This window comes from Planococcus sp. TJ-302 (assembly GCF_058268455.1).
Genome location: NZ_JBZDOI010000003.1, coordinates 261668 through 285855, shown reverse-complemented (window position 1 = coordinate 285855; position 24188 = coordinate 261668). Strand labels below are relative to the sequence as shown.

Below are 24188 nucleotides of genomic sequence, written 5' to 3'. Positions count from 1 at the left end.
GCTTTTTTATATGGATCCGGGTTCTTCCATCTTATTCAAAGGTTTCACGGCGGGGCCATTGAGCACTTCTCCACTAAAGGAGAAGCGTGAACCGTGGCACGGGCAATCCCATGACCGCTCGGCGTCGTTCCAATGAGTTTCACAGCCCAAATGGGTGCATGTCGTATCGACTAAATGCAGCTGACCGTACTCATCGCGGTAGCCGCCGGCTTTTTTGCCGCCAACTTTCACCAAGCCGCCTTCCCCATTCGCCAACTCCTCGACGGTTTTCGAAGAAGACTGCAACTTCCCTTTCACTAACTCCTTGGCCACTGAGGTATTGTCTTTGATGAAACTGAGGGCATCCACTGCTTTCAGCTTCGTCCGCGTCGGATCGAACAGGTCCGCATACGGATTCGCTTTCCCTAAAATGTGGTCCGCGAGCAGCATGCCGGCAGCTGCCCCGTTCGACATTCCCCATTTATGGAAGCCGGTAGCGACAAAGATATTATCGTATCCTGCGGTGATTTTGCCGATATAAGGGACCGTATCAAGCGTCGTCATGTCTTGTGCAGACCAGCGGTACGGAATTTCCGTAATGCCGAAATGTTCATCGCCAAAATGCGCCAAATTCTCGTAATGCTCAATTGTCGGCGTTTTGCTCTTGCCGGCCGGATGCCCGTCGCCTCCGATGAGCAGCAATTTCTCGCCGTCGATGCCTGTCGCGTAGCGCAGCGATCGGGACGGAGCATCAACGCTGATGTACATGCCATCCGGAATCGGACCGGTCGAACGGGCGGCAATCACGTAAGATCGTTTGACGGACAGCTTTGAGAAATACAAGCCATCGGCATCGTTGAATGGATAATGCGTCGCCACTACCACTTTGTCGCAAGACAGATGCGACATGTTTTCGGTTTGGATTACCGGATCGTCTTTGCTTAGGATTTTTTGCGCGCGAGTGTGTTCGTAGATTTTGCCCCCAAGGCGATCAATTTCACTCACCAGTTTCGCAAGGAATTTCACCGGATGGAATTGCGCTTGGCCTCGCATCACCAAGGCTTCATCCACTTCAAAAGGCAACTCCATTTCCGCTTCCACTTTCGCCAAGCCGCCCTTAATGCCTAAAACTTCATACGCCTCCGCTTCTTTTTTGATCAACGCCGCCCCATGTGCAGTATTCGCGTAAAGGAATGCATCATGATGCGTCAAATCACAAGCGATGTCGAGCTCTGCTGCCAAATCTTCAATGAATTTCAAACCGCCCATATTGGCGTCGTAGTACAACCGGGCTTTTTCTTCCCCCATCAACTTGATCAATGGAGCATAATAGGGACCGTGTTGTGCCGTAATTTTAGCGGTTGTGTAGCCGGTGACACCGTCAATCAGTTTGCCCGCATCAATGAGCGTCACTTTTTTGCCGGCTTTCGCTAGTAAATAAGCAGTGATTACACCTGCTATGCCTCCGCCGACGACCCCAATCTCCGTTGACTCATTGGCTTGCAAAGCCGGAAAGCTTGGGACTTCCTTATACGTTCTCCACAAAGATTCCATATGGTCTGGCAGGCGGCTCGAATGTTCATTTGTTGACATGCTATCCCTCCTAAAGACGTTTTACTAGATAACTACCCTGTCCTCTTCTTTTTAATCAGCAGACTGGCCGAGCTTTAGCAATTGCGGCGTAAAAAAACCGGAAGCGCATTTGCGCCTCCGGTCTGTCATGCCATTCAATTATGCTTTAATTGCTTGCAGGCTGTTGGCCGCGTCTCTTACACGCTCCATGCCTTCTGCAATAATTTCATTTGCACGCTCTGGATCCAACGCATGCCCTTCGATGATCACTTCATTGATGTCCTGGATACCAAAGAAGTTCATGATGTTGCGGATATAATTTACGCTCATTTCGGCCGGAGCCATTTCCGGCGTAGAGTAAATGCCGCCGCGTGCGTTAAGGATGATAACTTTCTTCTCTGGAACAAGCCCGACAGGACCATTTTCAGTGTATTTAAAAGTCATGCCTGCACGGTTGATGTAATCGATGAACGTCTGAAGAGCTGCCGGAATCGTCATGTTCCATAATGGGAATGCGAAAACAACTAGATCTGCATCCATGAAAGCGTCCATTGCTTTAGAAGAAGCTGTCAAAAGGCGCTGTTCAAGATCGCTCATTGGTTCAGCCTGAGCTGATTTTTGCATCGCATCAAAGAAATCCTGGCCGAAATAAGGCATATCTTCTTTGAAAACGTCAAAAGTGCTGACGTTGATGTCGTTGCCGATTTCATTCATGAAAACCTCATACATTTTACTTGAAACCCCTTCGCTTGCAGGGCGGTTGTTTGCTTTTACGACTAATACATTCATTTTTTGAAAAGCTCCTTTTTACTAATATTATTATTCTCGAATTTGAGATAATCAAATTATAATAAAAATCGAGGGTTAATTCAACTTATCTGCTCACGAGTCACATGAATCGCCAGTGCAATATGAAGTCTTTTTTTGTCCCATTGGCTTTAGCTTTGGACGGATGCCTTCTTCGTCCGCAATCTGGCGGATCGAATCGACAAAAGCTTGCAGTGGCTGTGCGCCGGATATCGCATATTTGCGGTTGATGACGAAAAACGGCACGCCCTGTACACCGATTTGGCGCGCTTCCGTGATATCTGCTTCCACTTCTTCATGGAACCGGTCGGAAACCAAAATGCTTTCAGCCTCATCCCTAGGCAGTCCGGCTGCTTCCGCCGTTTCCGCTAAAACTCCATTATTGCTGACATTCTTTCCTTCAACGAAATACGAACGAAGAAGAAGTTCCGTCAAATGCGCTTCCTTGCCGTGCACTTCTGCCCACTTCACTAAGCGGTGGGCCGCTAGCGTATTGCCGTTCATCATGCCATCGAAATTATATTCAAGTCCTACTGAGCGCGCGTGAGCCGCAACGCCTTTCGTCATTTCTTTTGCCTGTTCAATAGTCGCACCTGTTTTAGCAGCTAAACTTTCATATGCCGACACTGTCGAATCAACGGGTGCTGCCGGATCTAATTGATAAGCTTTGAACGAAATCTCAGCTTGTGAATGAAAACCAGATTTTTCTAGAGCCTGCTCCAACGTACGCTTGCCTATGTAGCAAAACGGACATACATAATCTGACCAAATTTCAATTTTCATAATTTCACCTCACGCATTACTATAACAACGAACAAAACTCGGCTCAATGTTTTTGCCTGAATACATCGAACGAAAGAAGTAACATATTGAAACTCGCTTCGGTCGCTTTGGGCAGTGCAAAGACGATTGCTCCTGCGCAAGCTCGTCGCAAAGGCGTCGCCGGAAGTGCCCGGCACCACCTTGGCTCCCGCCATGAGTCGAGAAGAACACTCGTCTCATGGCTAAAACCCTTCTGCTTCTGCATCGCTACGCTTGCTTCGAGACATTAAAGTGCGTTGCAGTGCTGCGCACTTCGTCGCAAAGACTTGCCCTTGCAGGCTTTGGGTAAGTCTCGCCCGCGGCAAGCGTAGCTGTTTTGCGGAATATCGATTATAAATATTCAGTAATTCAACTATTTTATATCTTATATCTTCACCCAGGTGCAACCTTCTGCAGCGTGCAGCGTCCTATTGCCTATGCGCGTTGAACAGAGTTCCAGCTCATTAAAAAAACTGACCCCCGGAGGGATCAGCTAAATGCTTCTGTAATGACCGGTACTATCTGCTTTTTGCGTGAAACGACGCCTGGCAATAAAATGCGGTTGTCGACAACACTTGACTTGAAAGCGCCTTCGATGATGCCCGCTTTGCGTCCTAAGACGATGGCGACCGAATCATTGTTCAGGATATCTGTAACCACAAATGCGAATAGATCCAAGTTTTTGCGTGCAATTTTTTCGTTCATCAGCACTTCCAGTTCTTTCTGGCGGCTGATTACTTCATTGACATCGATGGCATTGACTTGAGCCACTTCAAAGCGGTGGTCGTTGGCTTCGAATTCTTTTGAATCGAGCGACATCAAGTCTTCAAGTGTTTTGTTGCTCAAGTCCGCGCCAGCTTTCAGCATAGCAAGACCGTATTCCGCTGCATCAACATTCGCGATTTCAGCAAGTTCGCGCGCAGCCTGCAAGTCCTGTTCTGTGCAAGTAGGCGACTTGAAGAGCAATGAATCTGAAATGATCGCCGACAACATAAGTCCGGCGATATCAGACGGTACTTTAACTCCATGTTCTTTGTACAGCTTCAAAATGATTGTCGCTGTACAGCCAACCGGTTCGGCGCGGAAGTACAATGGATCGACCGTTTCGAAATTAGCGATGCGGTGGTGGTCCACTACTTCGAGAATTTGGACGTCCTGGATATCGGCTGCGCTCTGCTGGCGCTCGTTATGGTCGACAAGGATGACTTGTGAAGCTTCCGCTGCCACCTTTTCAACAAGGCGCGGCTGTTCGAATTTGAAATGTTCCAATGCGTAGAGAGTTTCGTTATTGGCTTCGCCCAAACGAATCGGTTCCGCCGGCATGCCCAGCTGTTTTTTCAAATATGCATATGAAATAGCCGAACAAATTGAATCGGTGTCCGGATTTTTATGTCCTAAAACAAGAACGTTTGACATTTTTTAACCTCCTGAATGGTGTTGGTTTCCGAAATAATTTTAACACAACTGGAAGCTTAGCCAAAATACAATTGAATTTCCCAAATGCGCAAAGTTTTTAGGCGCATTAGCTAAGCCGATTTTAAAATAACTTTCTCAATTGTCTACTCAATTAAGAAAACTTGAATAACCTTGATTTTGCTGAAATCCAAGAACAGATTTTTGTTGAATTTGCATTATAATTTTATATCTATATACCTAATTAACTAAATAATATAGTAAATTAAAACCCCTTTTTTCGTACGATGAAAAAAATTTTAAGAAAAAGGAAATAATTATATACATTTTAATAGGACAAATGATATAATCACCACAACTAATTTTATTCTTTTCAAGAAAGGAGCGTTTAGATTGACTATAATTTTGGAAAAAAAATACATCCCTTTGGCCGATTATTTTGCTTCTGCATCATCTCAAAAAATTACATTGTCTTTTACCGAAATCGAACAAATTATGGGGCAACAATTGCCCAATGCCGCTTATTTGAACAAAAGTTGGTGGAAAAAGACCAAACCGCCTGCTAAGCATTTCCACGCTTGGATGGATGCAGGCTATTATGTCAGTGATGTAATGACGAACCGCTTTGTCACTTTCGACCGGATCAATCCAGCTGAAGGCGACGGTTCAACGCCCGGCAATGAAGACGTCCTGCTGATCCGCCAAGCGGAACACGGCGATGCCCGTTCATTGATCGCCCTCCAGAAACTGGTCGAAGGCGAATCCGAGTATATGCTTTATGGAAAAGATGAACGCATCCAATCTACCCAGAGCATGCGCAAACAGATAATCGAATGGAAGCAGCAAGGCCATTCCACTATCTTCATCGCTATCTTGAATGGTGAACATGTCGGTTACTTGATGGTCATCGGCAATACAGCCGCACGCGCAGCCCATCGTGCAGCTATCGTCCTGGGTATCCAGAAAAGCGCTCAAAACAAAGGGCTAGCCACTTCTTTACTGGAAAAAGCGGAAAACTGGTCAAAATCAAAAGGCGTTAACCGCCTTGAGCTGACAGTTGTCGAAGAAAACGACTCCGCCCGCAAACTGTACGAAAAATCGGGCTATAAAGAAGAAGGCATTCGCGAGAAAGCATTAATGATCAGCGGCAAGCCTTACAACGAAATTTACATGGCTAAATTCCTGGGCTGACCGCTATCCAACAACTGCAAAGTTCCAATAGACTAAACAAAAAGATAAGGCAAAGCGGAATCCGCTTTGCCTTATCTTTTTTCTTTTCGGCTTTGCGCCGACCTTTAATTGAGCAACAATAGCGACAGGTATAAGCCCGTCAGCGTGATGAAGAGGATCGGAACCGTCAAGATGATCCCAACTTTGAAATAATAGCCCCAACTGATTTCGACGCCCTTGGTTTTCAGCACATGGAGCCACAGCAAAGTTGCCAGCGATCCGATTGGCGTGATTTTCGGGCCTAAGTCCGAACCGATGACGTTGGCATAAATCAGCGCGTCGCGCATGACGCCGGTCGTATTGGTTTCGGAGATGGCAAGTGCGTCAATCATCACTGTCGGCATATTGTTCATGATCGACGACAGGATTGCGGCGATGAAGCCCATTCCGATTGTTGCCGCAAACAGCCCATGGCTTGCCGTCCATTCGATTGCCGTGGCAAGGACTGATGTCAGCCCCGCGTTGCGCAGCCCGTAGACGACGACATACATGCCAATCGAGAAGAACACGACTGCCCAAGGCGCATTTTTCAAGACCGTCATCGTTTCAACCGCCTTGCTTCTGCGGGAAATTGCCAAGAAAATGATGGCGACCGCCCCCGCGATGAACGAAACGGGAATTCCAAGCGGATCGCTGATAAAATAGCCGACTAGCAGGACGCCTAGAACCACCCATGATAGATGGAACATCTTGACGTCTTTTAATGCAGCGGCCGGTGTTTTCAAAGCTCCTTCATCAAAACGCGCCGGAATGTCTTTCCGGAAATACAAGTACAGCACCAGCATGCTTGCCCCAACACTGAACAAATTCGGCAAGAACATATTCAAGGCGTATTGCGCAAAGCTGATGTCGAAAAAGTCAGCGGAAACGATGTTGACCAAGTTGCTGACGACAAACGGCAGTGATGCCGTATCGGCGATAAAGCCGGACGCCATGATGAATGGCAGGATCATCGAATCCTTGAATTTCAGCGCGCGCACCATCGCCAGGACAATCGGTGTCAAAATCAACGCCGCTCCGTCGTTGGCGAATAACGCGGCAACTACCGCTCCGAGTGCAATGACCAGCAAGAACATGCGGATGCCGCTGCCTTTGGCGTAGCGCGCCATATGCAGCGCAGCCCATTCGAAAAATCCGATTTCATCGAGGATCAACGAAATAATGATTAATGCGACAAATGTCAGCGTTGCGTTCCAGACGATGCCGGTCACTTCCCAAACATCACCGAAATCAACAACGCCGACCAGCAAAGCAACAACCGCTCCAGCAATTGCAGACCATCCGATCGACAGCCCGCGTGGCTGCCAAATAACAAATACCAAGGTAATCAAAAATATCAAACTGGCTGACCAAATATCCACTTCTAACACAACTCCCTATTCACAAATTACTTTTTTTCCTTCTGCAACCAAGGTCGCCACTGTCCGCTCCGGTTCCGGAAGCAAACTCAACAAGTGGATGAGCATCGGATACAGCGGGTGGCGGATATTCAGCGACCAGATCGTCCAACGGCCGCGTTTTTCTTCGGTGACGAGTTCCGCTTGCTTCAGCTTGCGCATATGCTGGCTGATGGCAGGCTGCGTCATATCAATCAATTCCGTGAATTCGCAAATGCACAGCGACTCCGTCATCAAATATTTTAAGATAAGCATTCGGTTATGGTCGCCGATTGCTTTCAAATAAGATTCCATTTGAAGATAATCCATTTTTTCACCTTCTTTTATTCGTACTTTCCACATTATATAAGTGTTTGCTTATAAGTTCAAGGGGGGAAAACGCAATTAGTTGCGGAAAACCGGTGGTTACTTGCGATATTTTTGCTTACTTGCAGCAACCCATTCTTTACTTGCGGCAAACGGAGATTTACTTGCAGCAGGCCCTCTTCCACACCCCACGCGACCGTTTCGAGCCAAATAAAAAAAGCCCCGCAATCGCGGGGCCCCACTCCATTTCATTATCCCAAGTTTTCTAGCAGCTTCAACGCTTCGCGGTTGAAAGCCGGCAGGTCGTCCGGTTGGCGGCTTGTCACCAATTGGTTTTGGCAAACGACAACTTCCTGGTCGACCACTTTTGCGCCGGCGTATTCCATGTCCGTTTGAATTGACTTATAGCCGGTTACGTCGCGATCTTCAAGGGCACGCGCTGAAATCAGCAATTGCGGCCCGTGGCAAATGGCAAAGACCGGTTTTTTCGCGTCCATGAACGCTTTTGTAAATTTCACGAAGCGGTCGTCCGCGCGCAATTGATCCGGCGAAAAGCCGCCCGGCAAGAACAATGCGTCAAAATCGTCCGGGCTGACTTCGTCAATGCCCTTGTCAATTGTCACTGTGGCTTCGCCTTGCTTGCCAGTCACCTTTTTCCCTGCATCCTTTTCAATCGTAAAGACTTCATGGCCCGCTTCGTTGAACGCTTTCGTCGGCTCTGTATATTCCACATCTTCAAACATGTCGGTAATTAACGTTGCAATTTTCGCCATCATCTTCCACTCCCCGTTTATTTAGTCTCCCTTACTATTCCACGAGAAAACCAAAGTAAACACGACGATTAGCGGAATTTGGAAACGAACGGATTATCCTGCTCCCAAAAACGGTACGGGTAATGGACAGCTTCCTGCGAATTGGCTATGCCGACCCTTGGGCCTTCCGCAATCGCGTGGACGGCATCGCCTTCTGCGATATACAGCGGGCGCTCCGTGAAATGATGGCCGTAATACTCCATTGTGATGCCCATCGCTTTCGTAAGCTTCCCAGGGCCGCTCGTCCATTGCTTGATCGGGAGATGTTTGCCGCGCAGTTCCGCCATTAAATCAATGCCTTCTACCGGCTCAACTGCGCGGATCAAAATCGCACGCGGCGTATCCAGCGGCCCACTGACGACATTGATCAGCGTATGGGTATGCATCTGATACGTATAGACGCTTCCGGCTTTGCCGAACATGATTTCCGTGCGCTTCGTGCGGCGGTTGCCAAAACTATGGGCGGCACGATCTTCCGCTCCCATATAGGCTTCCGTTTCAACAATGCGGCCAGCGACTATTCCAGCTGGCGTTTCGTGGACCAATAGCTGGCCCAGCAGAGAACGCGCCAATTCAAGTGTCGGCGCTTCAAAAAATTGTGCAGAGACTGGTGTGAACATAAGTAAATCCCTCCTACCCGGAATTATACCGGACTCGGGGCCGTCACCGCTTCTATGAGGGGTTTGATGTCATCGATTTTATTGTCGTAAAAGGCTTGGACAATCGCGCTGCCGACAATGAACCCGTCAACGTCTTCGCGCAGCAGATCGACGTGGTGGACTTTGGAAATTCCGAAGCCTGCGTAGACAGGCACTGGGCTCTTATCGCGCACGCGGCGCATGAATTCCCGGACATTGTTTGACATTTCATCCCGTGCGCCAGTGATGCCGGTCACTGTGACAGCGTAGACGAAACCTTCCGCTTCCTGCAAAATCGCCTCCAGCCGCTTTTCAGTCGTCGTCAACGTGACGAGCTGGATGAGCGCAATGCTTTCTTTTTTCAAAAATGTTTCGGCCAGTTGTCGATGTTCATAAGGCAGATCCGGGATGATGACGGCAGAAACACCCGCTTTTTTCGCTTGCTTGGTGAAGCGTTCCACACCGAATTTGATAACTGGGTTCAAGTACGTCATGATGAGCAGCGGCACTTTCACTTCGAATGTCCAACCTGTCATTTCATCGAGCACCTTTTCCAGCGTCACGCCTTCTTTCAACGCCCGGTTGCCCGCTGCTTCAATCGTCGGTCCATCCGCTACGGGATCCGAAAAAGGAATACCGATCTCGATCGCCGTAACGCCGGCCTCCTGAAGGTATTGGACTTGCTCTTTCAGCCGCTCGAGCCCTCCGTCGCCCGCCATGATATAGGCCACGAAGGCTTTCTCACCGTTCTCCTTCAATTCTGACAGTCTGTTCATGCCAACCCCTCCAATTTCTCCGCGTAAGTCGCCATGTCTTTATCGCCGCGCCCGGAAACGCAAATGACCAGAATTTCGTCTTTGCCCATCTCCTTGGCAGTCTTCTCTGCCTGCGAAATCGCATGCGCGGTTTCAAGCGCCGGAATGATGCCTTCCAGCCGCGAAAATGAAACTACTGCTTCGAGCGCTTCTGCATCGGTAATCGCTTTGTATTCCACGCGGCCGATGTCCGCAAGATAAGCGTGCTCTGGTCCGATTCCAGGATAATCCAGGCCTGCGGAAACCGAATGGGCTTCCAGCACTTGGCCGGAATCCGATTGCAGCAGTTTCATGAATGCGCCGTGCAAGACGCCTTCCGTACCTTTCGTCATCGTTGCCGCATGCTTTTCAGTTTCTGTTCCTTCTCCGGCCGCTTCGACGCCGATCAACCGCACCGACTCGTCTTTCAAGAACGGATAGAACATGCCGATGGCGTTGCTGCCGCCGCCCACGCACGCCAAAATGGTATCCGGCAAGCGCCCTTCGTGCTCAACAATTTGGCGTTTCGTTTCTTCGCCGATGACGCTCTGGAAATCCCGCACCATCGTCGGGAACGGATGCGGCCCCAGCGCAGAACCGATCAAGTAATGTGTATCTTCCACATTTGTGACCCAGTAGCGCAGCGCTTCGTTGACTGCATCTTTCAATGTTGCACTGCCTTTTGTCACGCTTTCAACGCGCGCACCCAGCAATTTCATGCGGAACACGTTGAGCTGCTGGCGCTTGATGTCTTCTTCGCCCATGAAAATGACGCAATCCAGATCAAACAGCGCGCACACTGTCGCTGTTGCAACGCCGTGCTGCCCGGCTCCTGTTTCCGCAACAATTTTCCGTTTGCCCATGCGCATTGCAAGCAGGGCCTGGCCGATCGCATTATTGATCTTATGCGCGCCTGTGTGGTTCAAATCTTCGCGCTTCAAATAAACTTTCGGTCCGCCCCACGCTTCTGTTAAACGCTTCGCATACGTCAAAGGCTGTTCGCGCCCGACATATTCTTTCAGGTAATGATGGTATTCTTTTTGGAACTCCGGATCGTCTTTCACTTCCGTGTAAGCATCTTCCAGTTCTTTGACGGCTTTCATCAAGGTTTCTGGAACAAATTGCCCGCCGTATTTACCGAAAAATCCAACTTTCTCTATTGTCTCCTGCATCGAATCACCCTTCGCTTTCTGAATAAAACGCTCTATTTTCACTGCATCTTTTATGCCTTCAGTTTCTACTCCACTCGAGACATCCACCATGAACGGCCTTGTCTGGGCAATTGCCGCCGCCACGTTGTCCGGATTTAATCCGCCGGCAACAATCAGCCGGGAAGAGTCAATGCCAGCCCCTGCCAATAGCGTCCAGTCAAATACATGGCCGCTGCCGCCGCGGTAATCCGTGCCTGGGGCGTCCACCAAAACGAAATCGGCAACTGACCGGCCCAGCTTTTCAGCATCTGTCGCGGTGCGTATCGAGAAAGCCTGGACGACCGGCACCGAAATCGCCTGCACGAGTTCATCCGGTTCATCGCCGTGCAATTGGACCATCGTCAACGGCACTTCACGTACAGTCCGTTCAATTTCTTCAAGCGCCGCATTGACGAAAACACCGATTTTGTCGACGCCTGCGGGCACGTGCTTCGCTAGCTCTGCCGCTTTTTCCACACTGACCCGACGCTTGCTTGGAGCAAAGACAAAACCGATGGCGTCTGCTTGTCCAGCCGCCTCAACATGTTCGGGCTCCATGAGACCGCAAATTTTTACTTTCGTCATTCCGCCGCCTCCTTTGAAGTCGCTTCCTGAATCCAGGAGCCAGGGTCAGCTGTGCGCATCAGCGCTTCGCCGACCAGCACGCCTGTAGCCCCGCAGCCGAATACAAACGCCGCATCTTGCTTTGTTTGCAGGCCACTCTCACTTATCAGTACACGCTTGCCGTCTCTCGGGAACTCTTTTGCCAATTCTGCCGTCCGCTGGAGCGACACCTCAAACGTCTTCAAGTCCCGATTATTGATGCCGATCAATTTTGCGTCCAATTCGAGTGCGCTTGCGAGTTCCTCGCTATCGTGCACTTCAACCAGTACTTCAAGCCCTAGGGAATTGGCGTAGGCATACAGCCGGTGGAGCTCCTCTTTTTCAAGGGCCGCTACAATGAGCAGGATAATGGTCGCTCCTGCCGCTTTCGCCCGATTGATTTGAATCTCACTGACGATGAAATCCTTGCACAGGACCGGAATCGAGACCACTCTCGCCACTTGGCGAAGATCCTCGATCGATCCTTTGAAATAGCTCTCATCGGTCAATACCGAAATCGCCGCTGCTCCGGCCGCTTCGTATTTCTTTGCTTGTGCGACGACATCCACATTTGTGGAAATATCGCCTTTCGAAGGAGATGCGCGTTTGATCTCCGCAATGACTCCCCGCCGTTCTTGCAAATGGGAAATCAACCTGGTTTTCACAGGAAATTGTTCTTGTGCCTCTGCCGTTTCACTGTATCCTTTTATCTCCAAACGCTTTGTTTCGATGATTTGGTCCAAGATCGTCATACACATACCCCCGAAGTTAATCTATGAAGCTCGAAAACCCGAGCTGTTTCTCCTGACAAAATCGATTTCCGTGCCTGGTGCACGCCTTCTGCAATGCTTGCTGCACGGCCGCTTGCGTACAGGCATGCGCCTGCGTTCAATGCGACCGTGTCAAGGTATGGGCTTTCGTTTCCGCTCAGTACATCCATGAAAATTTCTGCATTGCGTTCCGGCTCTCCGCCGCGTATCGCTTCGATCGGCGCAACGGCAAGACCCGCTTCATTTGGGTGGAACGTCATCGGGTGTTTGCCGGTTTCATCAAAAAAGATCAATTCATTGGTTCCTGCAAGCGACAATTCATCCAAGCCTCCCGCACCGTGGACAATCACTCCGCGCTTGCGGCCTAAGCGCATGGATGCGTCGGCCATCGGTTCCATCATGTCCCGGCGATAAACACCGGTCATTTGAACCGTGACAGGCAGCGGATTCGCGAGCGGCCCCACCAGATTGAAAATGGTCGGCGTGCCAATGTTTTTGCGGATGTCCCGCAATTTGCCGAGCGCCGGATGGATTACCGGGGCGAACAGGAAAGCGATTCCTGTTTGTTCAAGCAAGCTTGGAATTTTCTCAACGTCCGAGTCGACAGCGATACCGAGCGCTTCCAGTACATCCGAACTGCCTGTTTTGCTCGAGACGCTGCGGTTGCCGTGTTTTGCCACTGTCATTCCGCTGCCCGCTAAGACGAACGCCGTCAAGGTGCTGATGTTAAAACTGTATGACCGGTCGCCGCCGGTTCCACAGACATCCACCAGTTCCCCGGTTATTTCCGGCAGCACGATGGCTTTCTCCCGCATCGCCTTTACCAACCCAACCAGTTCATCGGCCGTTTCGCCTTTTTCGTGAAGTCCGATCAAAAATTCCTTGATCTGCGCTTCTTCCATATCTCCGTTCAATAAACTGCGTGATTTTTCCAGCATCTGCTGTTCTGTCTTATTCTCTGCTCTGCTCATTTTCCAGCTCTCCTCAACTCGTTTTTAAATGCAAAAATCCCCGCAACCGGACAGATATCCGGTTGCGGGGACGGGTTAAACCGCGGTACCACCACGCATTAATGCAAATTTTGCACTCACTTAAAACAGGCTCTTCGCCTTTCCCTTTAACGCAGGGCCTACGTCTGCCTTACTCGCTTCCGCTTTCTGGCCAGCTCTCCTAAGTCCATTCGCGCAAGTGATCCAATCAGCTTCCACCAGCCGCTGACTCTCTAAGATGAATCTCCTTGCCTACTCGTCTCAATCCTCGATTTGTACACTCTTCTATTCTTAACTTTTCTGGGCTCTTCTCTCAAATAGACTTGCCGCTCGTTCAACAAGTTGTTCCTCATACTAAAAGGTTTTGTTTATTCTGTCAAGTCATATGTTTTTATATTAAGTTGAACTAATAAAATATCATATTAAAAATCGCTTCGGACGCTTTGGCCAAGGCTCTCGCCATGAGCCGAGAAGAACACTCGTCTCATAGCTTCGCCTAGCCCTTTTACGCGCCTTCGGTGTAATATCTCTCGATACAGAACAAAACAGCGGAGACGCCTGCGGGAAAGCGAGACAGCCGAGACCCCACAAGGAGCGAAGCGACTGAGGAGGCTTGGCGCTCGCCCGCGGCAAGCGCAGCTGTTTTGCGGAGTATCGTTTATGAATATTCACTAGCTCAACTTATATAGCGAATAATTTTCTCACCCGTAATGGCCTGCCATATCTTTGCGCAGCGCGGCTTTCAAAAATTTCCCGACAGACGTCTTCGGCACTTCCTTCAGGAATACCACATCGTCCGGAACCCACCACTTGGCGAATTGGCTTTCCAGATACGCCAATAATTCCGCCTTCATGGCGTCATCTTCCCGGTAGCCTTCTTTCAGCACGACGCACGCCAATGGGCGCTCGAGCCATTTTTCATGCGGAATGGCTATGACTGCGGCTTCAAACACCGCTTCATGGGTCATCAACGCGTTCTCAAGGTCGACCGAAGAAATCCATTCGCCTCCGCTCTTGATCAGATCTTTTGTGCGGTCCGTCAATTTGATATAGCCGTCGGGCTCGATGACCGCGATGTCGCCGGTATAAAGCCAGCCATCACGGAAAGCATCCGCTGTCCGTTCATCCTTGTAATATTCATCCGCGATCCACGCGCCTTTGACGTTCAACTCGCCCATCGTCTCGCCGTCCCACGGCGCTTCGCCGTTTTCATTGACAATGCGCACTTCAAGCCCGGGCATCGGCAGCCCGGCCATCGCCCGGCGCTCGATGCGTTCATCCATCGACAAGTTCGCCATCGCGGAAGTCGTAACTGCCAAACTGACAAGCGGAGAAGTTTCTGTCATGCCGTAGCCGGTGACGAACGGTACGTTGTATTTTTCTTCAAATGCACGGATCAGTCCTTTCGGCGACGCTGAACCGCCGCAGATGATCATGCGCAATGTGTCGATATTGCGCGGATTGGCTTCCAGTTCTTTCAGCACGCCGAGCCAGATCGTCGGCACGCCCGCGGTCAAGGTGACATTTTCCTGTTCGATTAAATCCAGCAGCATCCCTGGTGCAAATCCCGGACCCGGCAGCACTTGCGTCGTGCCGAATAAAACGGCAGCAAACGGCAGCCCCCACGCATTAGCATGGAACATTGGCACGATGGACAGTGCAATGTCACGCTCTGATAATGCCATGGAATCCGCCATGCCAAGCGCATAACTGTGCAGCACCAGCCCGCGATGCGTATAGACGACACCTTTCGGATTGCCGGTCGTTGCTGACGTGTAGCACATTCCCGCGGGCGTATTCTCATCCAGATCTTCCGGGAATTCATAACTGCCGTCTTCCGCGGCCATCAATTGTTCATAGGAATGGACATTTACGAGCTGCGTTTCCGGCAATTCCAAGCCGTCTTTCATGATGACGAAATGCTTGACCGTCTTCAGCTGCGGAGCGATTTTTTCAATCAGCGGAAACAAATCATGGTCCACCAGCAGAATGTCATCTTCTGCGTGGTTAATGACATAAATGATATGTTCGGGAGACAGGCGGATATTGACCATATGCAAAATCGCGCCCGAGCCTGGTACGCCGAAATACAATTCCAAATGCCGGTGGTGATTCCAAGCGAAACTGCCGACTTTCACACCGCGGCCCATGCCGATTTTTTCCAACGCCGCGGCCAATTGGCGCGTACGCTTCGCAAAATCTTTATACGGTATGCGGTGGATAGTGTTTTCTCCCGTCCGCGAAATGATCAATTTCTCCGGAAAATAACGTTCAGCCCTTTTGACGAATGAAGACAATAATAACGGTGCGTCCATCATAGAATACCCAGCTCCTTTTCAACATTTTTCATTCTGCGTCTGCTGCTTGCGGTTTTTGCGCGCCTTGAACTGCGGGTGGTTGAAGCGTTCATGCGCTTTCAACACCGGGGCCAGGCAGCAATCAATTGTCAGCGACGCCTCATACCATTGCTGCCACGTCCGCTCTTTGAAAAAAGCGGCAACTTGTTCATGCTCCAGGCTTCCCGGCGCCTTTGCGCTCCAGCTCCACCATTCAGGACGGTCGGCAAATTCACAAAAATTATGCCAGAATTTCTCTTCCAGCGCCCCAAGCGTGACGTAACGTCCGTCTTTAGTTTCGTAAATCGCGTAGCTGATGCGGGAACCGCCAATTTCAGGAATTCCGCTTTCGGAAACTCCCCGGCTTTGATAAATATCGTGATTGCCTTGGAATTCGGCCATCACTTCGGCTAAGGCAATGTCCAAATGCGCCCCTTCGCCTGTGCGGAATTTCCGCAGCAATGCTGACAAAATCTGTTCCACAGCAAGAAGCCCACCCGTATAATCCGCAAATGTATTGGCCGGATGGACAGGGCGTCCGCTGGCATCCGAAATCTGCTCGAGCGCACCGGATAATGCCATGTAATTCAAATCATGGCTGCCGAGAAGCGCGAGCGGACCGGTTTGGCCGTAGCCTGACAGCGAGCAATACACCAAATCGGGCTTGATGTGCTTCAAAGTTTCATAGCCAAGCCCGAGCTTCTTCATGACACCGGGACGAAAGGTTTCCAAAAGGACATCCGCCGTTTTTACCAACTCGAGCATTTCTAGAAGCCCTTTTTCCGACTTCAAATCAATGGCGATAATGGTTTTGCCGATATTGTTGGCTTCATGCACGAAGCCGCCGCCCATATATCGGGCGGGATCACCTGCCGGCGGTTCGATTTTAATCACTTCAGCCCCCATCCGTGCCAAGCGCATGCCGGCATACGGACCGGGTACATAATAGGTCACGTCCAGCACGCGGATCCCTGTCAGCGCATTGTCCATTTACAAGCCCATCCGTTTGGCAATGATCGTCTTCATGATTTCATTTGAACCGGCATAAATCGCAGCTACCGGGATATCGCGGTAGCGCCGCGCAATTTTGTATTCCTCCATATAGCCGTAGCCGCCGTGAAGCTGCATGCATTCGCCGGCAATCTTTTTGGCTGTATCCGTCAGCCAGTATTTCGCCATCGATACTTTTGACACGATATCTTTGCCGGCCATGTGGTCCTCAATGAGCGATTCCAGAAAAGAATGGCCCAACTCAATTTCCGTGGCCATTTCAACCAGTTTAAACTGTGAATTCTGGAAAGAGCCGATCGGTTTGCCGAACGCTTTTCTTGATTTGACGTAATCCAAGGTCATTTCCAGCATATCTTCCGAAGCCGTCTGGGCAGCAAGCGCTACGACTAGACGCTCTTGCTGCAATTTTTCCATTAAATATGTAAAACCTTTGTTTTCCTCGCCAATGAGGTTTTCGGCCGGCACGACACAATCCTCGAAATACAGCTCAGACGTGTCCTGCGCGTGAAGCCCGACTTTATCGAGCTTGCGCCCCTTCGTGAAGCCTGCCATTCCTTCTTCCACCATCAGCAGCGAAATCCCGCGATGCTTCGGCTCCGCTTTCGTGTCCGTTTTAACCACTACGACCACATGCGTAGAATTGATGCCGTTGGTAATAAAGGTTTTCTGGCCGTTGACGATGTAATTGCTGCCATCGCGTACGGCAGTAGCCGAAATGTTGGCCAAGTCTGACCCCGCACCCGGTTCGGTCATGGCGATTGCGGTGATGAATTCACCCGACACACAACCTGGAAGCCAGCGCTGCTTCTGGTCTTCCGTGCCATAGGCTTCGATATAAGGCACAGTAATGTCATTATGAAGCCCGACACCCGTCAAACTGGCGCCTACCCGTTCCATTTCCTCACCGATAATCACCGCGTAACGGAAGTCGAGGCCGAGGCCGCCGTATTGCTCGTCGACTTGCGGACATAAAAAGCCCATATCGCCCAAGCGTTTCCAGAAAGACTTCGGTATGAGGTGATCCTTCTCCCATTGATCGTATTGCGGAACCGCTTCTTTCTCCAGGAATTTGCGGAGCGATTTGCGGAACATTTCGTGCTCTTGTTCTTCGAAACGATATTTCGCCATTGCCATTTCCCCCTGTCGTTTATTTCGGCTGCATGCGGATTGCTCCGTCAAGACGGATCACTTCACCGTTCAGCATGGTATTTTCCAACATGCTCTGCACCAATTGGGCATATTCTGCCGGCCGGCCGAGGCGCGCCGGAAATGGCACGGAACGGGACAGCGACTCGATTGCGGCATCCGGCAGGCCGTCAACCATCGGCGTCTGCATCAATCCTGGCGCAATCGCCAGGACGCGGATGCCATCGCGCGCAAGTTCGCGCGCAATCGGCAGCGTCATTGACACCACGCCGCCTTTCGAGGCGCTATAGGCAGCTTGCCCAATCTGTCCTTCAAATGCAGCTACTGAAGCTGTCGATATGATGACGCCCCGTTCCCCTTCGTCATTCGGGGCGTTATGCTGCATCGCCGCAGCCGCCACGCGAATGACGTTGAACGTTCCGACCAAATTCACTTGGATAACTTTTTCAAATTGGCTCAGGGCAATTGGTGCACCTTTTGAAACGACCTTGCCAGGTGTCCCGATTCCTGCACAATTGACCACTGCATTAATCGATTCAAAGCGTTCTACCGCTTCCGCAAAACTCTTTTCCACTTGTTGCGCATCGGCCACATTCGTCTCAAAATAACCGACCTTTTCTTCCCCCAACTCAGCAACCAGTGCCTGGGCCCGTTCTTTGTTCAAATCAAAGATGGCCGCTTTTCCGCCGCCTGCTGCAATACGGCGGACTGTCGCTTCACCAAGTCCCGAAGCCCCTCCAGTCACAACCGCTTTCACATCTGAAAATTTCATATTTGCTGCCCCTCTCTCCTATAAACGTTCAATGATTGTCGCGTTCGCCATGCCCATCCCTTCACAGATTGCCAGCAACCCATAGCGCCCGCCACTTCGTTCAAGCTCATGGAGCAGCGAAACCATGAGTTTCGTGCCGGTTGCACCAAGCGGATGACCGAGCGCGATGGCGCCGCCGTTGACATTCAGTTTCTGCGGATCCCCGCCGATTTCCGCCAGCCACGCCAATGGCACCGGAGCAAAAGCTTCGTTCACTTCATAACGGTCCATATCGCTGATTTCCAGCTTCGCTTTTTCAAGCACTTTCTGCGTTGCGGCAATCGGTCCCGTCAGCATCAATGTCGGATCAGAACCGACGACTGAACGGGCAATAATGCGGGCTTTTGGCTCTAAGCCGAGTTCGTCCGCTTTTTCGCGGGACATCAATAATACCGCCGATGCTCCGTCGCTCATTTGGCTGGCGTTGCCAGCTGTAATGACGCCGCCTTCTTGGAACACCGTCTTCAGGCCAGCCAAAACCTCCATTGTCGTCCCGGGCCGCGGCCCTTCGTCAATGGATACTAAGCGCTTCTCCCCGTTCTCGCTTCCCACTCTAATCGCCGCAATTTCCTTTTCGAACGCGCCGTTGTCGATGGCCCGCTGCGCACGCTCGTGGCTTTCAACCGCGTAAGCATCCAATTGCTCCCGCGTAAAACCCCATTTTTCCGAGATGCGTTCAGCCGACAGCCCTTGGTTGATGATTTCGTATTGTGCGGCCAATTTTTCACTTGGCTTCGCCTCTTGTACATTCGAGAACATCGGCACGCGCGTCATGCTTTCCACCCCACCGGCAATGACGATGTCCATATCGCCTGACAGGATCGCTTGGGCCCCGAAATGGACCGCTTGCTGGCTCGAGCCGCATTGGCGATCGATTGTCACACCCGGCACATAATCCGGGAATCCCGCTATCAAAGCTGCTGTCCGCGCAACGTTGCCGCTTTGTTCACCCACTTGTGAAACACAGCCTAAAATCACATCTTCCACCAGGCCTTTTTGGACGCCGGCACGTGCTACCAATTCTTCTAGCACGAGCGCCGCTAATTCATCCGGACGTGTTTCTGCGAAGATGCCTTTGCGGCGTCCGACTGCCGAACGCACCCCTTCAATAATGACCACTTCTCTCATTTCTTCACCCCATCTATCTTTATTAAATCGCAAGCATTCCCAATTTCCTGAATTGAATGACTATTCACTCATTAAAATTATTGTACAAGAGTTCATTAGCAAATGCCATACAAAAAATCCCGCAGAAGTGTCTGCGGGATCTGTGCATTATTCTTCGATTAATCCTTTTTCCAGCAGGAACTCGCGTGCAACATCGCTGGCGACTTCCTGGTCAACGTCCACTTTCGCGTTCATCGCGAGCATTTCCTCTTCAGAAATCTGCCCTGCCAAACCTTTCAGCACTTCTTCAAGTTCTGGATACTCTTCAAGCGTATCCATGCGAACGACTGGTGCCGCGTCATATTTCGGGAAGAACGATTTATCGTCTTCGGTCGTTTCCAAATCGAATAATCCAATTCGGCTATCCGTTGTAAAGGCTGGGATAACATCCACATCGCCATTTTTCACTGCTTCGTACATGATTGCAGGGTCAAAGCTTTCAGTTGCGGAGAAATTGAACGGATACGTCTTGATCATGTCATCGAAGCCGTCTCCTTGGCGTTCATAAAATGGATGTGGAGCGCCGAATGACATATCTTCCGTCTTGGAGATCTCAGCAAGTTCGGAATACGTTTTTGCATCATAACCGCTGTCTTTTGAATACGCCAGCGTGTAGCCGTTCTCGAATCCAAGAGGTTCGAGCCATGTCGCGCCTAAGGTTTCTTCATATCCTGCGCGCACACGCTCCAGCACTTCTTCCGATGATTGGCCAGGCTTTGACTCTTCTTTCAATACATCTTTCAGCCCTGTGCCCGTATATTCGACGTACATGTCAATGTCCCCTTTTTCCAATGCCGGGGTCAATATAGCAACTTCACCGAGACCATCCTCGTACTCTACGGTATACTCCGAATTCGCTTCAATATACTGCCCGAGAATATGGGGCAAAATGTATTGCTCTGTCCATGGCTTGCCGCCGATGACAATCGGATCCGATGCGCTTCCGCCCGAATCGCCGCCGCATCCTGCTAAAACCGCTGATGCCGCCAATAAAACCACTGCTGCTGATTTCTTCATTTCTTTTCCCCCTTAAAGTTTCAATCCTTTTGGCGTCGCCCGCTTCTCAATCCATTTTAGAACCTGATCAAAGCCAATGGCAAGCAAAGCAACCGGCAGAGCTCCTGCCAGCACTAAGGAATTATTATACGATTGCAAACCGCGGTAAATGATGTCGCCAAGGCCGCCTGCACCGACGAATGTGGCAAGTGTGGCGATGCCAACTGTCAACACGGTTGCTGTACGGATGCCCGCCATAATGAACGGCAGCGCCAACGGCAATTCGATTTGCCGCAGAATCTGCGTGCGCGTCATACCCATGCCTCTTCCCGCTTCAATAATTGAGCCGTCGACACCGGTGATTCCTGTATACGTATTGCGCAAAATCGGCAGCAGCGCATAAATGATCAGCGCAATCAATGCCGTAGGCGAACCGATGCCGAGGATCGGCACCAGGAATCCGAATAGCGCCAAACTCGGAATCGTCTGGAACACTGCCGTCACTCCGATGATCGGCTCGGCGTATTTCCGATAGCGCGCAATGAGGATGCCCGTCGGCAAAGCCAATGCCACCCCGACTGCCACAGCTACGAAAGACAAATAAATGTGCTCCAGAAACGCGCTTTGGATCATGTCTTGACGCGTCGACAATGTATTGAGGAAATTATTCATCCGACCACACCTGCTTCCTTGCGGAGCGCCGCTCTTAGCAAATCATGTTCCGAAAGGTAACCGATAACGCGGTCTTCTTCCACCACTGCAAGCCGGCTATGCTGGCTCTTTTCAAGCTCATGCACCGCTTCTTCTATAGTTGCGCCGGAAGAAATCTTCTGTGCGTCGCCGCTCCATTCAAGCGCAAACAAGCTGGCAAACTCTTTCAATTTCTTCTCGCCGAATACCCGCTGGCGCTCGATCCGTTCCGTGCCGATAAAATTCCGTACAAAATCATTGGCAGGCTCAGCCACCAATTCGTCCGGCGTGCCAATCTGTTCTACTTGCCCGGCACGCATGACCACGATCAGGTCCGCGATTTTCAGTGCTTCATCCATATCGTGCGTAACGAAGACAATGGTTTTTTGGATTTCCCGCTGCAAGTTCTGCAGTTCACCCTGCAGCTGTTCCCGGCTGATCGGGTCAAGCGCAGAAAACGGTTCGTCCATCAGAATGATGTTCGGGTCGCCCGCAAGCGCACGCACTACTCCGACGCGCTGCTGCTGCCCGCCGCTCAATTCAAGCGGATAACGCTCCAAATAAACTTCCGGATCTAGTCCGGTAAGCGCCAGCAATTCGCGCACGCGCTGGTCTGTCTTGTCTTTTGCCCAACCCCGCAGCTTCGGAACAAGCGACACGTTGTCAGCAATCGTCATATGTGGAAACAATCCAATGCGCTGGATAACATAACCGATCGACCTGCGAAGCTCAACTTCTTCTAAATCAGTTATCGGCTTTTCATCAATATAGATTTCTCCTTCACTCGGCTTTTCCAGTTTATTGATCATCTTCATTAACGTGGTTTTGCCGCAGCCACTGGGGCCGATGATGGCAGTCAACCGATGAGCTGGCAATGTGAGGGATACCCCTTTCAGCGCTTCCGTGCCGTCCGGAAACCTTTTTGTAACGTTATCAAAGCGAATCACTGCATCCGCCCCTTTCCACCCGATTTCTTAATGCTTATTTCTTTACCCTTATTCAAAGCGCACTACTCCTGCACGAACCTTATTTCGGCAGTGCTTGAAGCGATTTGATTTTCTTGGTCAACTCGTTGAAGCGGCTGTCGAGCGCGGCATATTCTTTGTCTCCCGGCTTCATGAAACTCAGTTTGCCGAGAACCGCTTGGCGCTCCGTCTCCAATTGCAGAAAATCGCTTTCCACATGTTCAGCTTTCTTGCCTAACCATCGGGCATAACCGCTTTCGTATTTCACCAGTTTGCCGTTTCCGAACACCAATAGCCTGTCTGCCAGCCTTTCCATGAAATAGCGGTCATGCGTGGCGATTAAAAGCGTCCCCGGAAATACCGCTAAGGTCTTCTCCAATTGCTCTCTCGAAGGAAGATCCAAATGGTTTGTCGGCTCGTCAAGCACCAGTACATTGCATTCAGCGAGCATGAACTCCATCAATTTCAACTTCACCCGCTCTCCCATACTCATATGGCGGACAGGTTCTTGCCAATGCTGCCTCCCAAAGCCCAAATTATCCATCAAAGTCCGTATTTGGCCTTGCCGTTCAAAACTTGAGGTTTCGAACAAACGGGCTGGTGTTTCATCTTCCGGCAAATCCAAAACATCTTGGCTCAAATACCCCAACTTCATGCCCTCCGTCCGCCAGAATTCACCCGTATAGTCCATTTCTTCCATCAACATACGAAAAAAGGTGGATTTCCCGCTGCCGTTTGCACCGACCAGCCCGATCCGTTCTCCATGCTGCACAGTAAAGGACGCGCCGCTGAACAACACCCGGCTGCCAAAACTTTTTCCGACATTTTTCAACTCCATTATACGCCGGCCTTTTTTGGCAGCGCCACTGATTTCAAATTTCACTTCTGCATCGCCCTCAGGCTGGTCTACGCGCTCTTTTGCCAGCTCCGCTTCCAGCCGCTTGCGCTTGCTGCGGATCTGGACATCCATCCGCTTCGCTTTTGACCGGTAAAACTCCTTAAATCCGTCCTGCTTTGTAGACTCCGCATGCGCTTTTCCGGACCATGACTGGAGTTCGGAGAGTTGTTGTTCGACACTTGCAATTCGGGCCTGCTGCTTGTCGTATTTCCGCTGCTGCGTCAATTTCCGATGTTCTTTCGCCTTTCGGGAATCGCTGTAATTCCCTTCGCATGCGATAAGATTCCCGTCTTCTATTTCCCAGATGTGGGTAGCAACTTCATCCAAAAAATAACGGTCATGCGACACGATGAGCTGCGTGCCTTCATACTTTTTTAATTGGTCTGTAACAAGCTTAACGCTTTCTGCATCGAGGTGGTTCGTCGGTTCATCCAGCAGCAGAACATCCGCTTTTTCTGCCAGCGTACGCGCCAAACGCACTTTGATCGCTTCTCCTCCGCTGAGCTGAACGCGCTTTTCCGGAACGTTCCATTTCATTTCAAATTTCCGGCTGTCTATAGTGGAGGCGTTGTATTCCAATTCGCCATCTCCCTGTTTCATATAAGCGATTGACGGTTTTGCACCCAGCCACCGGATGCCCTCTCCCCCTTTAGCCACCGCTTTCAGAAGCAGCGATTTGCCGGCTCCGTTCGCTCCCGTAATCCCGATGCGTGCCCCTTCGGGAATTTCTGTCCGGACGTCTTTCAATACCGTTCGGTCGCCGTATTGAATGGATAATTTGCTTATGATGCCACGTATGACCATAGCGTAATGCCCCCTTATATCGAGGAATTAAAAAATCCCTCCGATTTACTAGTCGGAAGGATT

General features: G+C 50.5%; 22 protein-coding genes and 1 other annotated feature. Of the genes, 1 reads left to right on the top strand and 21 read right to left on the bottom strand.

Annotated features, from left to right (window positions below; all coding sequences use genetic code 11):
- Window positions 1-6 precede the first annotated feature (6 nt).
- The 4 genes from AC4EHB_RS14270 to AC4EHB_RS14255 form a co-directional block, all read right to left on the bottom strand.
- Window positions 7-1572 (bottom strand): FAD-dependent oxidoreductase, encoded by a 1566-nt coding sequence (locus AC4EHB_RS14270; protein ID WP_490981899.1) that lies wholly within the window; start codon window positions 1570-1572, stop codon window positions 7-9.
- A 138-nt stretch (window positions 1573-1710) separates the two neighbouring features.
- Window positions 1711-2340 carry an FMN-dependent NADH-azoreductase gene (locus AC4EHB_RS14265; protein ID WP_490976084.1) on the bottom strand — a complete coding sequence of 210 codons (630 nt, stop codon included), beginning with the start codon at window positions 2338-2340 and terminating at the stop codon, window positions 1711-1713.
- Between the two features lie 93 nt (window positions 2341-2433).
- On the bottom strand, window positions 2434-3141 hold the full coding sequence (locus AC4EHB_RS14260) for a DsbA family oxidoreductase (RefSeq protein WP_490976085.1): 708 nt from the start codon (window positions 3139-3141) through the stop codon (window positions 2434-2436).
- A gap of 507 nt (window positions 3142-3648) precedes the next feature.
- The gene (locus AC4EHB_RS14255; protein ID WP_490976086.1) at window positions 3649-4575 is read right to left on the bottom strand and encodes a manganese-dependent inorganic pyrophosphatase; all 927 of its coding nucleotides are present in this window, start codon (window positions 4573-4575) and stop codon (window positions 3649-3651) included.
- Window positions 4576-4965: 390 nt separating this feature from the next.
- Between AC4EHB_RS14255 and AC4EHB_RS14250 the strand changes: the two genes are divergently transcribed.
- Entirely contained in the window at window positions 4966-5763 is a 798-nt protein-coding gene (locus AC4EHB_RS14250) for a GNAT family N-acetyltransferase (protein ID WP_490981898.1), read from the top strand.
- Window positions 5764-5867: 104 nt separating this feature from the next.
- Here the strand turns inward: AC4EHB_RS14250 and AC4EHB_RS14245 are convergent, their stop codons facing one another.
- The 17 genes from AC4EHB_RS14245 to abc-f form a co-directional block, all read right to left on the bottom strand.
- A complete protein-coding gene (locus tag AC4EHB_RS14245) occupies window positions 5868-7163 on the bottom strand; it encodes an arsenic transporter (RefSeq protein ID WP_490976088.1) in 1296 nt (431 codons plus the stop codon).
- A 15-nt stretch (window positions 7164-7178) separates the two neighbouring features.
- A complete protein-coding gene (locus AC4EHB_RS14240; RefSeq protein ID WP_490976089.1) occupies window positions 7179-7508 on the bottom strand; it encodes an ArsR/SmtB family transcription factor in 330 nt (109 codons plus the stop codon).
- A gap of 248 nt (window positions 7509-7756) precedes the next feature.
- The gene (locus AC4EHB_RS14235; protein WP_490981897.1) at window positions 7757-8278 is read right to left on the bottom strand and encodes a type 1 glutamine amidotransferase domain-containing protein; all 522 of its coding nucleotides are present in this window, start codon (window positions 8276-8278) and stop codon (window positions 7757-7759) included.
- A 68-nt stretch (window positions 8279-8346) separates the two neighbouring features.
- Window positions 8347-8937 carry a DNA-3-methyladenine glycosylase gene (locus AC4EHB_RS14230; protein WP_490976091.1) on the bottom strand — a complete coding sequence of 197 codons (591 nt, stop codon included), beginning with the start codon at window positions 8935-8937 and terminating at the stop codon, window positions 8347-8349.
- A 23-nt stretch (window positions 8938-8960) separates the two neighbouring features.
- Window positions 8961-9731, bottom strand: coding sequence for a tryptophan synthase subunit alpha (gene trpA, locus AC4EHB_RS14225; protein ID WP_490976092.1), 771 nt, complete (start codon window positions 9729-9731; stop codon window positions 8961-8963).
- On the bottom strand, window positions 9728-11524 hold the full coding sequence (gene trpB, locus AC4EHB_RS14220) for a tryptophan synthase subunit beta (protein ID WP_490976093.1): 1797 nt from the start codon (window positions 11522-11524) through the stop codon (window positions 9728-9730). The genes trpA and trpB overlap by 4 nt, the downstream gene beginning before the upstream one ends.
- Window positions 11521-12294 carry an indole-3-glycerol phosphate synthase TrpC gene (gene trpC, locus AC4EHB_RS14215; RefSeq protein WP_490981896.1) on the bottom strand — a complete coding sequence of 258 codons (774 nt, stop codon included), beginning with the start codon at window positions 12292-12294 and terminating at the stop codon, window positions 11521-11523. Before trpC ends, trpB begins: the two co-directional genes overlap by 4 nt.
- Window positions 12291-13283, bottom strand: coding sequence for an anthranilate phosphoribosyltransferase (gene trpD, locus AC4EHB_RS14210; RefSeq protein ID WP_490981895.1), 993 nt, complete (start codon window positions 13281-13283; stop codon window positions 12291-12293). The genes trpC and trpD overlap by 4 nt, the downstream gene beginning before the upstream one ends.
- A 63-nt stretch (window positions 13284-13346) precedes the next feature.
- Window positions 13347-13579 (bottom strand) — a binding site (T-box leader).
- Window positions 13580-14002: 423 nt separating this feature from the next.
- Window positions 14003-15619: a long-chain fatty acid--CoA ligase gene (locus tag AC4EHB_RS14205; protein WP_490981894.1), complete on the bottom strand. Its 1617-nt coding sequence runs from the start codon at window positions 15617-15619 to the stop codon at window positions 14003-14005.
- A gap of 18 nt (window positions 15620-15637) precedes the next feature.
- A complete protein-coding gene (locus tag AC4EHB_RS14200) occupies window positions 15638-16627 on the bottom strand; it encodes a CaiB/BaiF CoA transferase family protein (RefSeq protein ID WP_490981893.1) in 990 nt (329 codons plus the stop codon).
- Window positions 16628-17776 carry an acyl-CoA dehydrogenase family protein gene (locus AC4EHB_RS14195; RefSeq protein WP_490976098.1) on the bottom strand — a complete coding sequence of 383 codons (1149 nt, stop codon included), beginning with the start codon at window positions 17774-17776 and terminating at the stop codon, window positions 16628-16630.
- 19 nt (window positions 17777-17795) lie between these two features.
- Window positions 17796-18566 (bottom strand): SDR family NAD(P)-dependent oxidoreductase, encoded by a 771-nt coding sequence (locus AC4EHB_RS14190; protein ID WP_490976099.1) that lies wholly within the window; start codon window positions 18564-18566, stop codon window positions 17796-17798.
- Between the two features lie 18 nt (window positions 18567-18584).
- Window positions 18585-19733, bottom strand: a complete 1149-nt coding sequence (locus AC4EHB_RS14185; protein ID WP_490976100.1) for a thiolase family protein — start codon at window positions 19731-19733, stop codon at window positions 18585-18587.
- A gap of 147 nt (window positions 19734-19880) precedes the next feature.
- Complete coding sequence (locus AC4EHB_RS14180; protein WP_490981892.1) at window positions 19881-20789, bottom strand: glycine betaine ABC transporter substrate-binding protein; 909 nt, start codon at window positions 20787-20789, stop codon at window positions 19881-19883.
- A gap of 12 nt (window positions 20790-20801) precedes the next feature.
- Entirely contained in the window at window positions 20802-21440 is a 639-nt protein-coding gene (locus AC4EHB_RS14175; protein WP_490976102.1) for an ABC transporter permease, read from the bottom strand.
- On the bottom strand, window positions 21437-22405 hold the full coding sequence (locus AC4EHB_RS14170; protein ID WP_490981891.1) for an ABC transporter ATP-binding protein: 969 nt from the start codon (window positions 22403-22405) through the stop codon (window positions 21437-21439). Before AC4EHB_RS14170 ends, AC4EHB_RS14175 begins: the two co-directional genes overlap by 4 nt.
- Before the next feature lie 79 nt (window positions 22406-22484).
- A complete protein-coding gene (gene abc-f / locus AC4EHB_RS14165) occupies window positions 22485-24125 on the bottom strand; it encodes a ribosomal protection-like ABC-F family protein (RefSeq protein WP_490981890.1) in 1641 nt (546 codons plus the stop codon).
- Between the last annotated feature and the right edge of the window lie 63 nt (window positions 24126-24188).

What these genes read in the sequence shown, in the direction of transcription:
- AC4EHB_RS14235 (WP_490981897.1), bottom strand. Translation starts at nt 8,278, where the DNA reads ATGGCGAAAATTGCAACGTTAATTACCGACATGTTTGAAGATGTGGAA.
- AC4EHB_RS14180 (WP_490981892.1), bottom strand. Translation starts at nt 20,789, where the DNA reads ATGAAGAAATCAGCAGCAGTGGTTTTATTGGCGGCATCAGCGGTTTTA.
- trpA (WP_490976092.1), bottom strand. Translation starts at nt 9,731, where the DNA reads ATGAACAGACTGTCAGAATTGAAGGAGAACGGTGAGAAAGCCTTCGTG.
- AC4EHB_RS14205 (WP_490981894.1), bottom strand. Translation starts at nt 15,619, where the DNA reads ATGATGGACGCACCGTTATTATTGTCTTCATTCGTCAAAAGGGCTGAA.
- trpB (WP_490976093.1), bottom strand. Translation starts at nt 11,524, where the DNA reads ATGACGAAAGTAAAAATTTGCGGTCTCATGGAGCCCGAACATGTTGAG.
- AC4EHB_RS14175 (WP_490976102.1), bottom strand. Translation starts at nt 21,440, where the DNA reads ATGAATAATTTCCTCAATACATTGTCGACGCGTCAAGACATGATCCAA.
- trpC (WP_490981896.1), bottom strand. Translation starts at nt 12,294, where the DNA reads ATGACGATCTTGGACCAAATCATCGAAACAAAGCGTTTGGAGATAAAA.
- AC4EHB_RS14230 (WP_490976091.1), bottom strand. Translation starts at nt 8,937, where the DNA reads ATGTTCACACCAGTCTCTGCACAATTTTTTGAAGCGCCGACACTTGAA.
- AC4EHB_RS14255 (WP_490976086.1), bottom strand. Translation starts at nt 4,575, where the DNA reads ATGTCAAACGTTCTTGTTTTAGGACATAAAAATCCGGACACCGATTCA.
- AC4EHB_RS14190 (WP_490976099.1), bottom strand. Translation starts at nt 18,566, where the DNA reads ATGAAATTTTCAGATGTGAAAGCGGTTGTGACTGGAGGGGCTTCGGGA.
- AC4EHB_RS14240 (WP_490976089.1), bottom strand. Translation starts at nt 7,508, where the DNA reads ATGGATTATCTTCAAATGGAATCTTATTTGAAAGCAATCGGCGACCAT.
- AC4EHB_RS14185 (WP_490976100.1), bottom strand. Translation starts at nt 19,733, where the DNA reads ATGAGAGAAGTGGTCATTATTGAAGGGGTGCGTTCGGCAGTCGGACGC.
- trpD (WP_490981895.1), bottom strand. Translation starts at nt 13,283, where the DNA reads ATGAGCAGAGCAGAGAATAAGACAGAACAGCAGATGCTGGAAAAATCA.
- AC4EHB_RS14260 (WP_490976085.1), bottom strand. Translation starts at nt 3,141, where the DNA reads ATGAAAATTGAAATTTGGTCAGATTATGTATGTCCGTTTTGCTACATA.
- AC4EHB_RS14195 (WP_490976098.1), bottom strand. Translation starts at nt 17,776, where the DNA reads ATGGCGAAATATCGTTTCGAAGAACAAGAGCACGAAATGTTCCGCAAA.
- AC4EHB_RS14270 (WP_490981899.1), bottom strand. Translation starts at nt 1,572, where the DNA reads ATGTCAACAAATGAACATTCGAGCCGCCTGCCAGACCATATGGAATCT.
- abc-f (WP_490981890.1), bottom strand. Translation starts at nt 24,125, where the DNA reads ATGGTCATACGTGGCATCATAAGCAAATTATCCATTCAATACGGCGAC.
- AC4EHB_RS14265 (WP_490976084.1), bottom strand. Translation starts at nt 2,340, where the DNA reads ATGAATGTATTAGTCGTAAAAGCAAACAACCGCCCTGCAAGCGAAGGG.
- AC4EHB_RS14200 (WP_490981893.1), bottom strand. Translation starts at nt 16,627, where the DNA reads ATGGACAATGCGCTGACAGGGATCCGCGTGCTGGACGTGACCTATTAT.